4 protein-coding genes are annotated in these 13,129 nt (G+C 68.9%); all 4 read right to left on the reverse strand.

The annotated features are described in order from the left end of the window. Positions 1-217: 217 nt before the first annotated feature. Positions 218-8,968: a GH36-type glycosyl hydrolase domain-containing protein gene (locus tag AB4850_RS25535; protein WP_414442263.1), complete on the reverse strand. Its 8,751-nt coding sequence runs from the start codon at positions 8,966-8,968 to the stop codon at positions 218-220. Between the two features lie 116 nt (positions 8,969-9,084). Continuing rightward, positions 9,085-9,522, reverse strand: coding sequence for a type II toxin-antitoxin system HicB family antitoxin (locus tag AB4850_RS25540; protein WP_414442264.1), 438 nt, complete (start codon positions 9,520-9,522; stop codon positions 9,085-9,087). Between the two features lie 773 nt (positions 9,523-10,295). Continuing rightward, the gene (locus AB4850_RS25545; protein ID WP_414442265.1) at positions 10,296-11,087 is read right to left on the reverse strand and encodes a response regulator transcription factor; all 792 of its coding nucleotides are present in this window, start codon (positions 11,085-11,087) and stop codon (positions 10,296-10,298) included. 119 nt (positions 11,088-11,206) lie between these two features. Then, entirely contained in the window at positions 11,207-12,790 is a 1,584-nt protein-coding gene (locus AB4850_RS25550) for a sensor histidine kinase (protein ID WP_414442266.1), read from the reverse strand. Positions 12,791-13,129: the final 339 nt, after the last annotated feature.

Below are 13,129 nucleotides of genomic sequence, written 5' to 3' on the forward strand. Positions count from 1 at the left end.
CACCGACGGCATGAATCGAATGATGCAGAAAGACGTCAAATTTATTTGACACATCGTCTCGATTCATGAAGCTTCAGGGCGGTTCCTCACGGGAACCGCCTGCATGGATCATCCCTGCCCCCTGTTGCCGACGCCCCTGTCGCAACCGGTGCCTGCCGATCGCACGCACCGCCCCGTCATCCCATCCCGGTTCATCCGCGGCAATCGCCATTGCCGCTTACGCTGAGTCGCTTGCCGGCATCCGACCGAACGTGACGAGCACATCGTGTCGCCGCCCGTCGTCGGCCAGGCGCAGCGTCGTTTGCCCGGCCGGCAACGGCTCGCCGTCGACGACGATCCCGCAGCCCTCCACCGCTTCGTCCTCCGCTCGCTTGACGGCGATCTCGTACCACGCCGTGCCATGGCGCAGCGTCAGGTCGAAACCCGGCCAGGCGCGGGGCAGGCACGGCCGAATCGACAGCACGCTGCCTTGCCGGCGCACCCCGAGCAAGCCCTCGATACCCGCGCGATAGAGCCACCCCGCCGATCCGGTGTACCAGCTCCACCCGCCGCGCCCCACGTGCGGCGCGACGGAATAGACATCCGCCGCCACCACATACGGTTCGAGCCGATAACGGTTCGCACCGCTGCGCGTGTGGCTGCGGCTGACCGGATTGAGCATCGCGAACAGCTGCGCCGCGCGCTCGCCGTCACCCAGCTTCGCATACGCGAGCACCGACCATGCCGCTGCGTGCGTGTACTGGCCGCCGTTCTCGCGAATGCCGGGCGGATAGCCGTCGATATAGCCGGGATCGGTGCCCGCCGCCCGTCCGCTCGCCGGTCGGTCGAACGGCGGCGCGAACAGCAAGGCGAGGCCCTCGTCGCGTCGGGTCAGGCGGGCGTCGAGCGATGCCATCGCGGTGCGCGCGCGCTCGGGGGCCGCGCCGTCCGACAGCACGCTCCACGACTGCGCAATCGCGTCGATCTCGCATTCGGCGCGGCCGCTCGAACCGAGCGGCGTGCCGTCGTCGAAGTATCCGCGGCGATACCAGGCGCCGTCCCAACCGGCCTGGTCGAGCGCCTCGCGCAACGCCGCGGCGCGCGTGCGCCAGCGCTCGGCCCGCGCGGTGTCGCCCCGCGCCCGAGCGAGCGGCGCGTACGCGATCAGGGTTGCGTACAGGAACCAGCCGAGCCAGACACTCTCGCCCCGCCCCGCTTCTCCCACCCGGTTCATGCCGTCGTTCCAGTCGCCGGTGCCGATCAGCGGCAGCCCGTGCGCGCCGAACTGTTCGAGCCCCTGCTCCAGCGCCCGCGCTCCGTGCTCGAACAGCGGCGCGCCGGTGTCGGACACGCCCGGCACGAAGAACGCGTCCGCCTCGTCCGGCGCGAGCGGCCGGCCGTCGAGGAACGGCACCGGCACATCGAGCACGGCGCACTCGCCGCTGACCTCCACGTAATGCGCGATGGCGCTGGCGAGCCACACGCGATCGTCGCTGATCCGCGTGCGCACGCCGCTGCCGGTTTCGCGCAGCCACCAATGCTGCACATCGCCCTCCGGAAACTGCCGCGCCGCGGCCCGCAACAGGTGCTCGCGCGTGAGCGTCGGCCGCGCGAGCACCAGCGCCATGCCGTCCTGCAACTGATCGCGAAAGCCGTATGCGCCGCTCGCCTGATAGAAACCCGCGCGCGCCCAGATGCGGCTCGACAGCGTCTGATACAGCAGCCAGCGATTCAGCATCAGATCCATCGCGCGGTCGGGCGTGCGCACCTGGAGCGCGCCGAGCGTCTCGTCCCAGGATGCCGTGACGGCGGCGAACACGGCATCGAGATCCGCGCACCGGTACTGCATGACCGATTGCCGTGCCGCCTCCCGGTCGGCGCCTTCGCCGAGCAGCCAGACGACTTCCGCGACGCCTCCCGGCGCCAGTTCGATATGCGTCTGCAACGCCGCGCATGGATCGAGGCCGGCGCCCACGCGCCCCGACAGCAGCGGCGCGTCGATCTCGCCGGGAAAGCCGGCCGGGTCCGCCGGCGTGCCGTTGCGGCCGATGAACTCGCGCCGGTCGCCCGTCCACGAGGTCTGCAACCCGCACAGATCGGAGAACGCCACCCGGCCGGGATACGCGTGCTGCCAATCGTTGCGCGCGAACAGCGCGCCGGTGACGGCATCGATCTCGGTCACGGTATGCGGCGCCGCGACGCCGCGCGACGGCCCCAAGGCCCACTCGGCGCAGGTCGCGACCGACAGCCGGCGCGCTCGCCCCGAGAGGTTGCGCAACGTAAGCCGGGAAATCTTCACCGGATCGGCGAGCGGCACGAACTGCAGCAGGTCGGCGGCGATGCCGGCCTCGGTATGCGCAAACCGGCTGTAGCCCTGCCCGTGACGCGCGACGTAGCGATCGGCGCCGGCCGCCACGCTGCGCATCGGGTTCGCCTGCGGCCCCCAGCGCGCGCCCGTCTCGTCGTCGCGCAGGTAGAACGCCTCGCCCGACGGATCGGCGACGGGATCGTTCGACCACGGCGTCAACGGATGCTCGCGGCTGTTGGTCACCCAGGTATGGCTGCCGCCTTCGGCCGAACTGATGAACCCGCACACCGGGTTCGCGATCACGTTGACCCACGGCATCGGCGTGCAGAGGCCGCCCTGCAGGATCACCACGTATTCGCGTCCGTCGCGCGCGAAGCCGCCGATGCCGTTGAAGTATTCGAGATCGGCGGTGGATACCGGCGCGTCGTCGGGCTTCGGCATCGCGCGCGGCAGCCACGAGAGGCGCGGCGGGTCCGGCGGCGGCACGGCCGGCGCGCTCGCGAGACGCCGCAACTGGTCGACCAGCCGGCCGTTGCGCGCGGCGAGCACCACGCGCGCCACCGCCGGAAAGCGCGCGCGCGCCGCATCGGTCATCCGGTCGGCACGCAGCACGAACACGCCGCCGCGCCCGGCCGCGTCGCCCGACGGACGCACCCGCACGAAGCCTTCGAGCGCGGCCTGCAGATCCTGCACGTAGGACGCGGCGCGCTCGTTGAGGATCACCAGATCGACGGCGAGCCGCTTCGCCTGCCAGTACTCGTGCGCGCGAATCAGTTGGCGCACCACCGCGAGATGCTCGAGGTCGTCGATCCGCACCAGCAGGATCGGCAGATCGCCCGACACGCCGTGCGCCCACAGCGGCGAGGCGCCCACCGCGCCCGCCGCCGACGCGATGAGCGCATGGCGCAGCAGCACGGCGGAGTTCGGCCGCATCGACGGATCGCTGTACACCAGCGCGCCGGCCAGTTGCTGGAACAACGCCGCCTCGTCGAGGCTCACGCCGCTATGGCGCAATTGCACCTGCGCCTGCGTCCACGCCAGCATCGCCGCGCGCGCGAACGCGTCGCCGTCGCGGTGCTTGTCGACCAGATCGAGCACCTGTTCGCGCGAATCCGCGACGATCGTCCAGTACGCGATGCTCGCCTTCGCGCCGGGTGGAATGCGCAGCCGCCGACGCAGCGTGAAGACCGCGTCCAGCACCGCCCCTTGCGAGCCGGCAAGCTCGCGCGACTCGGCGAGGGCAAGCGGCAGACGCACGCCGCGGCCGCGGCCGATCACGCGCATGCGGTCGGTGTCGAACTCCTGCGCGCCCACCGTCTCGCCCGTCGCCACCGCGAGATGGGCCGCCCAGACCTGGCTGTCGGTCGGCGCCCGCCGCCGACGCGTCGCGAGAATCGCACCGGACACCGGCACGTACTCGGTCTCGACGAACAGCTTCGAGAACGCCGGATGCGCCTGATCGGCGGCGGCGGGCGCGAGCACCACTTCCGCATACGACGTGAATTCGATCACGCGGGCGCGCGCACCGTGGTTGACGACCGACACGCGGCGCACCTCCGCGTCGTCCTCGGCGGATACCAGCACCTCGACCGTGGTGGTCAGCGTGCCGTCGCGGCGCACATATTCCGCCCGATCCTCGGTGAAGGTCGCCTCGTACGTGTCCGGCGCCACGCCGCTCGGCTGCCAGGTGGCCGACCACACCGCGCCGCTGTCGGCATCGCGCAGATACAGGTAGCTGCCCCAGTGATCGCGTGTCGCGTCCTCGTGCCAGCGCGTGACGGCCAGATCGTCGCGACGGCTGTAGCCGGACCCGGCGGCCGTCAGCATCACCGTATAGCGGCCGTTGGACAGCAAATGGGTCACGGGCGACGGTTCCTCCACCAGCACCCCGCGCCGCGCAAACGACGATTCGCTGCCGCGCATCTTGCCGGCCGGGGCGGTGTCGATCCGCGGCCGCCCCGCCGCGACCCGGCTCGGCACCCGTTCCTGCAGCAGCAGCTCGGTCGCGCGGACCGCCGGCTCCATGTGAAAGAACGCGCGAATCCGGCCGCCGAGCAGCGCATTGGCGATCGCGACGATCGACATGCCTTGGTGGTGCGCCATGAACGCCCGCACCAGCGCCACCGGCATGCCTTCCGGCATCCGCGCCGGCGTGTAGTCGAGCGCCTCGTAAAAGCCGAAGCGCCCGCCCGCGCCGGCCGCGCGCAGCCGCTCGAAATTGCGCGCGGCGGCGGCCGGCGCGATCATCGCGCCGAGCGCGGTCGCATACGGCGCGATCACGCGGTGCTGATCGAGATCGCGCTTCAGGCCGAGCGCCGGCACGCCGAAACTCGAATACTGGTAGGTCAGCTCGATATCGCGCGCGTTGTAGGCCGATTCGGACATCCCCCACGGCAGCCCGAGTTCCACGCCGTAGCGGATCTGGCGCCCCACCACGCGCTGGTTGGTGCGCGCGAGCAGGCTGTCGGCCGGCGCGCGCATCACCAGCGACGGCATCAGGTATTCGAACATCGAGCCGGACCACGACACCAACGCCGCGCCCTGGCCGATCGGCGTCGCGAGCCGGCCGAGCCGGAACCAGTGCGCGAGCGGCAGATCGCCCTTCGCGATGGCCACGAAGCTCGCCAGCCGCGCCTCGGAGGCGAGCAGATCGTAGTTGCCCGGATCGACGCGGCCGTCGGCCACCGCATAGCCGATCGACAGCAGATTGCGCACCGGGTCGAGGAGAAAGCCGAACGCCATCGCGTTGGCGGTGGCGAGCGCCGTGTCGGCCAGCCCATGCAGGCGCGCGTTCAGCGCGTCGGCGGCCTGCGGCGTGATGCGAAGATCGTCGAGCTGGGCTTGCGCGACACGCTCCAGCGCGCCGGCCCAGAACCGTACGTCCGCGCCGTCGCGGCCGCCCACCCGCACCCCGTCGTCCACCAGCGCGCGGGCCAGATCGGCCAACGTCGCGGCCAGCGTCGCAGCGAGCGCCGGCCACGCGTCGGCGGCGAGCGCCGGGTCCGACGCGGTGGGAGCGAGATCGGCAGCATCCTCGCCCTGCGCCTCGTCGAGCACGGCGGCCAACCGGATCGCGGCCCGCTCGAATTCGTCGTGCAGAGGCGTGCGCTCGCCACCGTCGATCCGCACCGCATCGCGCAGCAGCGCGAGCGTGTCGCCGATACCGCGGGCCGCCGCCGCCCGGCCCACCCCACCCGGCCGGGCGGCCCACGCGCGGCAGGCATTGCCGAGCGCGATCAGGTGGCCGGCCAGGTTGCCGCTGTCGACCGTCGACACGTATTTCGGCTCGAGCGGCGCCAGGCTGCGCGTGTCGTACCAGTTGTAGAAATGGCCGCGATGGCGCGCGAGCCGCGCCATCGACGCGAACGTCGCCTCCAGCCGCGCCACCGCGTCGAACGTGCCCAGCCAGCCGAACTCGCGCGCGCTCGCGATCGACAACAGGTACAGGCCGAGATTGGTGGGCGAGGTGCGATGCGCGACGACCGGCTTCGGATCTTCCTGGAAATTGTCGGGCGGCAACATCTGCTCGTCGGCGGTCACGAACGTCTCGAAATAGCGCCAGGTACGGCGAGCGTCGTGCCGCAACGCACGCGCATCGGCCGGCGCGACCGCGAGGTCGGCGGCCGCGCGCGGCGCGCGACTGAGCCAATACGTGATCGCCGGCGCGGCAAGCCACACCAGCACCAGCGGCACCGCCGCCCAGGCCGTCCGGGCATCGGCGCGCGGGGCCTGGGCGGCGGCGGCCGCATCGAGCAGCGTGAGCGCGAGCCCGCCACGCATCTGCGCGAAGGTACCGGCGAGCGTGTGCCGGCCATGCGCGCCGGACGCGGCGGCGGTGGTCCATTCCAGCAGATGCAGCCGGCTGAACCCGAGCCGGAACAGGGTCCGCCCGATCGCGTCGCCCATCGACCACACCTGCTCCGGCAACAGCGCGACCGTCAGGCCGAAGCGGACCAGCGCGAAGCGCAGTTCGGCGGCCCATGCGTGCAGGACGCTGCGCGTGGTCAGCTTCATGTGCGTGCGGCGCCAGCGCGGCACGAGGCTGCTCAGTACCGGCAGCAGCAACGGCAGCGCGATCGTCGCGAGGATGAATGCGCTCCAGGCGAGCGCGACCGGCAGCGGCGCCGTCCACCCGACCAGCAGCGCGACGAACACGGCCGGCGCGGTCAGCGTGCGGCGCAGGTTGTCGAGCATCTTCCAGCGGCCGATCGCGGGCAGCGGCCCGCGGCCGAACGCGAGCCACGGCAGCAGTTGCCAGTCGCCGCGCGCCCAGCGGTGCTGGCGCGCGGCCGCGACGTCGTAGCGCGACGGCGACGCCTCCACCACCTCGATATCCGACGCCAGCCCGGCCCGCGCGAACACGCCTTCGAACAGATCGTGGCTCAACATCGTGTTGTCGGGCACGCGCTCGCCGAGCACCGCCTCGAACGCGTCGATGTCGTAGATGCCCTTGCCCGCGTACGAGCCTTCGTCGAACAGGTCCTGGTAGACATCCGACACCGCCGACACGTAGGGATCGATGCCATGCGCGCTCGACGAGATGCGCTGGAACAGCGAGCCCTCGTCGCCGCTTGCGAGCGAAGAGCTCACGCGGGGTTGCAGAATGCCGTGGCCTTCCACGATGCGCCGGCTCGCCGGGTCGAATACCGGCCGGTTCAGCGGATGCGCCATCTTGCCGATCAGGCGGCGCACGGTATCGCGCAGCAGGCGCGTGTCGGCGTCCAGCGTGATGACGTAGCGCACCTGGGCGGGCACCGGCGGCGGCGTGTCGGTGTCGGCACTCGTCTCCATCTCGGCGGACGATGCGCGCGAGGCGCCTGCCGGCAGGCCGACAAACGAGGTATCCGTCGCGCCGCGCAGCAGCCGGTTCAGCTCGTGCAGCTTGCCGCGCTTGCGCTCCCAGCCCATCCAGCACCGCTCGCCGTCGCTCCACACGCGCCGCCGATGCAGCAGCAGGAACCGCGCGCAATCGCCCGATGTCGCCGGGTAGCGCAGGTTCAGCCGCTCGATGCCGGCGCGCGCGCTCGCGAGCAGCGCGTCGTCCGCTGCCACGCGCGCCGTCGGCGCGTCGGTCCAGTCGGACAGCAGCGCGAAATGCAGCGCGCCGCCCGGGCTGGCGAGATGGTGGATCTCCAGTTGTTCGATCTGCTCGATCAGCGCGGCCTCGGTGGTCAGCAGCACCGGCACCGCGACGACCGTGCGCAGATCGGCCGGAATCCCGTCCGCCAGCGCCAGCCCCGGCAGGATGCTCGCGCCGATGTCGCGCATCACGCCGCGATTGACCAGCGCCACCGCAACATCGAGCACCGGCAGCAAGCCGGCCGCGGCCAACACGATCAGGCTGTCCGCCCGCAACGCAAAGCGGGTGAGCCATGCCAGCATCACGCCGAGCAGCAGCGCGGCGAACCCCGCGATGCGGGCCAGGTAGCCGCCGAGGCCGGCCCGCCGGATCGTGCGCCGCAACCACAACGCCACGGGCGGCCGGTAGCCGATCGCCGCTTCGAGCCCGCTGCGCCCGCCCGCCAGCAGGAAGTACCCCGGGTCGGTATCGCGCCGCAGCGCGGTCGGCATCACCGCCGCGGGGTCGGCGTCCGGCGCCGCGTCGGCGGCCACGCGCCGGGCAATCTCGATCTCGCTGACGGGGGCGCCGCGCGCGAGCGCCTCGATCGCATCGCGATACCGGTTGCGGGTCGCGAAATCCATCTGCACGAAGCCCGGATACCGCCCGAGCACCTGATCGACCAGGCTGACGCGCTCGAACAGATCCGCCCAGTCCACCTCCGAGATCAGCCGCATGCTGGTGATCACGTTGCGCACGGTCAGGCTCGCGGCGCCCTGCTGCTGGTTGACGGAGGCGACGATCTGATCCGGTGTGGTGCCACGCTCGGCCAGATGCTGGTAGAGCCAGGCTTGCACAGGCGCGGCGCCGGGGTCGGGATCGTGGAGCCGCTGGATCAGTTGGACCGCGAAGGCGTCATGCAGCGGCGCGCGCCCGTGGCGGGCAATCAACAGCGCCGGCGCCGTGCGCGGCGCGCCGCCCTCGCCGAGCAGCCGATCGGCGAACGCATCGGCATCCCTGCGGGCGCGCCGGTCGTCGATGATCTGATCGGCGAGGCGCCGCAGGTTTTCGATCAGCACGATCCGCAACGTGATCGCGACGGCCCACAGCTCGCCGATCGTCAGCGGCGCGACCGCCTGATAGGCGTTCAGGAAACGGCAGAGATTGTCGACATCGAAGCGGCTGTCGGTGTGCGCGACGAACGCCCAGCCGATCCCGAATACGCGCGGATAGCCGGCGAACGGGCCGCCGCTCAATTTGGGCAGCTGCCGGTAATAGCGAGGGGAAAGATCGTCGCGGACCTGCCGGACCTGTTCCGCCACCAGGTAGTAGTTGTCGAGCAACCACTCCGCCGCGGGCGTGAGCGCCTCGTCGCGCGTGTCGGCGGCCATCGTGTTGCGGTAGGCGTGGAGAAGATGCGCCGCGTTGTCCTTGAGCCGCCGCCCGAGCGAGGGGCCGGACCGCGGGCCGGGCAGCACGTGTTGCTCGCTCGCGAGCCTGGCCGCATGGTGCGCCAGCCGCTCCTCGCCGAAAAATTCCTCCCGCACCGGGCGGGTATGACGCCATGGCGGCGCGCGATGCGACGCGACGAATCGTGCCGGCCACGCCAAATAGTCTTTCACCCTGCGGTCTCCCGGAACTTCGCGACCGATGGCGCAACCGCGGCATCGCCCCGTGGTTCGCCGCGCGTCGGAAAGCGGCCGGGAAAGGACATGTGCGCTCGGGCGCACGCCCGAGACTACTGCGTCATCGATTCGGCGCCGTCGGACACGACGAGACGCACGGATTGGGTGGTCACATGCAGGCACGCCGACGCCACGATCTCGTCGCGGCTCACGTGCAGGGCACGGGCGGCGCGATCGATGTCCTGCACGACGCGCTCGGGCAGACACACGCCGATATGCACGGAACTCGACAGAATGCGCCCGGGCTCGATCTCGACGAAACGCCAGATGCCGTCGCCGGTATCGAGCGGCGACGCCTGGAGGACGGCCATGTCGGTGGTCGGCGGGGGAACGAGGCGCGGCCCCCGGTGATACAGGGCGATCGCGCGCAGCACGACCTGAGCCGGTAAAGCAGCGTAGGCGTCGCCCTCGGCAACCGCCTCGGGGAAATCCGCCAACGTGCCGCGATAACGAAGCGGGCCGCACCGCGTGATGTAGATCGGATAGTCCATGTCACCGCTCCTCGCCTCGCGAACCTGCGTGGCACGTGTCATGGTGCCGCATCGGGCGCACGCAATCGGTACGCTGCATGACGCTTTCGAGGCAAACCCGTATCGCCGGCGGCGCAGCAAACACCGTCTCGTGGCGAACCGACACGCGCCGCGTTCAGAGGCAGAATAATCAGACCACACGGGCAATCCGCGCTTCGATGCGCGCGATTCGGGCAGTGGCCATGTCTTTATCACCAACGAGGTAGCAAGATGACAACGGCAATGTGGGGCATCGTGGTCGGAATGGCGTTGATGTTCGGATTTTCGTTACGCATCGTTCGATTCAATGCTCAGGAACGTGCAGTCGCGAACGGGCCGGTCAAGGCGCCGCCGCGCCGATAAAAATCAAAAGCCGGCGCTTCGCCGGCTTCGACATCCGCCTTGCTGGGGCGGCTCCGCGCGCTGTTTGAGCGCGAAGAGGTTGGACAGTGGCGCGAACGGTACGCGGTATCGCGTGGGCAACCCAGGCCGCACCTGGATATCGGTTCATCGTCGTCATGCCTTCGCGAGCCCGCGTCGGCGATATGTCAGGTTGCGCGGGCGCGTGCCGAAAGTCGGTACGCTATCCGACGGTAACGCTCGCCGTGCTGCCCCGATCGACCGTCCCCGGAGGGGTCGCACGACATGCATCGCATGTGCGCACCGAACTACGTGCCGCTCGCCGCGCGGGAAACGCGTCGTTGGCTCGGCGCAATCGGAGGCGTCGGGCCGACCTGACCGGCGAACGCCGAGCGTCACGCCGGGCTCAATTCGGCGGGTTTCACCACATCGAGCCGATATCCGACGGTGTACACCGATGTCAGACGCAAGCCATTTTCCGGGCACAGCTTCAGTTTCTGGCGAATCCGATAGATATGCGTATCGAGCGAGCGCGACTCGCGACCCAGCGCACGCCCCCATGCCGTGGTGGCCAGCAGATCGCGCGGCATGATCGTGCCGATGTTGTCGAACAGCGTTTCCACCAGCTTCAATTCCGTCATGGTCAGTTCGATCGCTTCACCGTTCAGCGCGATCGTGCGCTCCTGCGGGTCGAGCACATATTTTCCGGCCCGGACCAGGCCGTCGAGCGCGGGAAACCGCTTGACTCGCCGCAGCAGGGCATTCACCCGCGCGGCCAGCTCGTCGGCACGGAACGGCTTGACGAGGTAGTCGTCGGCGCCCGCCTCGAGCGCGCGCACGATATCGACCTCATGGATACGGCTCGTCAGAAACAGCACGCCATACTTCGCGCCGATTCGATCGCGAATCCAGTTGAGCACCTCGATGCCGCTCATTCTGGGCAGGTGCCAATCCAGGACGACGGCGTCGACCGGCTCGGAGCGCAGCATGCGCACCGCCTTCTCGCCGTTCTCGACGATGCTCACGGCGTGACGATGACGGGACAACACGTTGGACACCGCCTCCGCCTGCACGGGATCGTCCTCGACAACCAATATCCGCATCCTTTCCCCCGTCGGCAGCAGAAATTTCCAAGGTCCGGCTCCGGATCGTGCCCGCCTCGATCTCGATCGCCGAAACAGCGTCACCTATCCGTCTGAGGAAATATCCTATCCGTCCGGACGGCCCGCTTTGTGAACAATTGTCACGGCCACTGCATCGGCCCCCCATCGGGCCGCGGCAATGGTTCGGACACACGGCCCCGGCCTCACGGCGAGTCGGCCGTGGGCGTGAGCGCGTAGGCCGAGCGCGGCAAACGCATCGTGAACGTGGTGCCTTTTCCCGGCGAGGATCGCACGAACAAACGGCCGCCCAGCGAATCGACCACCGATTTCACGAACGCCAGCCCGAGGCCATGCCCGGTGGCGGACAGATGCGCATCGAACTGGTTGAATTCCTGGAACAGGTTTTTCCGGCTGCTGGCGGACATGCCGATGCCGCCATCGACGAACGAGATATTCACATGCGTCGATTTGGCCGCAAGCCGAATTTTCACCAGCGCACAATGCGGGCTGAACTTGATGGCGTTGCCGATCAGGTTGCCGAAGGCGCGCCGCAACAACTGGACGTCGGCCATCGTCGTGACGCCGGGCTCGGCGAGCAGATCCACCGTGGTGGATTTGGCGCTGGCCTGCGGCCACAGGTCGTCCACGGCATCGCCCAGCACGAGCGCCGGATCGACATGAACCAGCTTGGGCGGCACGCTTTCGGCACGCGCGAGAAACAGGAAATCGTCCGCCAGATTCAAGGCCGAGTTGGCATACTGGGCGACCAGATCGGTAAACCGTTGCGTGGTATAGCGCGGCGGATCTTCCCGCATCTGCGCCACGAGCGTGAGAATCGCGGCCTGCGGCGCCCGCATGTCGTGGGACAGGAAGCGCAGCACCGTGTCGCGCTGCCGCTCGGCAATCCGAATCGACGACACATCGGCAACATGGAAGATCAGCGAACCTGCCTGCCCGGGACGCGGCCAGATGACAGCACATTTGATCAGCAAGGAACGGCCGCCGCGCGCGTTGATGACCTCGATGCCCTGGGACAGCGCAGCCCGTGCGCTCGACATGTGCGCCGCCTCCAACGGCGCGGTGAGCGCGAGCGCCTTGGCCGCGAACTCGATCGCGCGATGCGAGGCGGTGATTTCGAACAACACGTCGGTGATCTTCCGCCCTACCGGCGAGCGGCGGCCTTTGGGCCCCACCTCCGAATGCGCCGAGAACACGAACACCTGTTCGTTGGCGAGCAGGATGGTGCCGTCGTCCGCCGCCACGAGCGTCGCCTCGGGCAGGCAGTCGATCCATTTCGCAACGAGCCCGGCATCGTAATGGGCCTGCCCCGGCAAAGGCGTCGCGCGTCTGCTCGTGGAGCGCCACGCCCGGAGCAGCTCGACCAGGACCCCGGCGAGCAGCGCCGCCGAAATCGGCCCGATCGACGCTCGCGCATCGATCGGGATCGGATCGAGCAAGCCCATGACGGCCACCAGCGCCCCCCACCTGCATACCGGATGCGGGCGGCGGATCTCGGGAACGATGGCTGCAGGCGGCCCGGGAACGCGCCGCCTCGACGGAAGGAATGTGCCTTTCATGTGTGGGTTCTGAATACCGATCGTGTTGGGGCCGGGCAAGCCGACCGCCGTGGCTGGAACGGCGCGCCCGACGTCGCGGGTCCCCGTTGACGCAGGGCAATGAATGCGCGATGAACTGCATCGATACTGTGATCGCAACCCGTCGGCCGCTCGGGTCCGTCCATCGCCACCGGATGCACTTTCATCTCGCACCGGCCAGCGAGTCTGCATCAAAAAAACATTTCGGAAATTTCTTTCAAAAATGATCAATTCACGACATCAATTCTTTACCAAAAAATGCGAAATCTCACAACTGTCAATAACCACTGTATTTCGCATAAATTCAGCCATTAAAGATGATCGACCCACGCATCGATAAAATCATGAACGACTATAAAAAACCCAAAATCACCGGATAAAAAATAATGCCGCCGCCGAATTTCCCGTGCCGCTCTTCAAAACCCCAGCGACTCCGGCGCCAATTCGCAGCGCTTTATATTCGAATGACATGCGAATTTTCATCGAATTATCACCATGCTATGATTCAAACCCATAATCGTCATTCGACAT

The organism is Burkholderia sp. 22PA0106, from assembly GCF_047497155.1.
In the GTDB taxonomy this organism is placed as follows: domain Bacteria; phylum Pseudomonadota; class Gammaproteobacteria; order Burkholderiales; family Burkholderiaceae; genus Burkholderia.

What these genes read in the sequence shown, in the direction of transcription:
- AB4850_RS25550 (WP_414442266.1), bottom strand. Translation starts at nt 12,790, where the DNA reads ATGCAGACTCGCTGGCCGGTGCGAGATGAAAGTGCATCCGGTGGCGAT.
- AB4850_RS25540 (WP_414442264.1), bottom strand. Translation starts at nt 9,522, where the DNA reads ATGGACTATCCGATCTACATCACGCGGTGCGGCCCGCTTCGTTATCGC.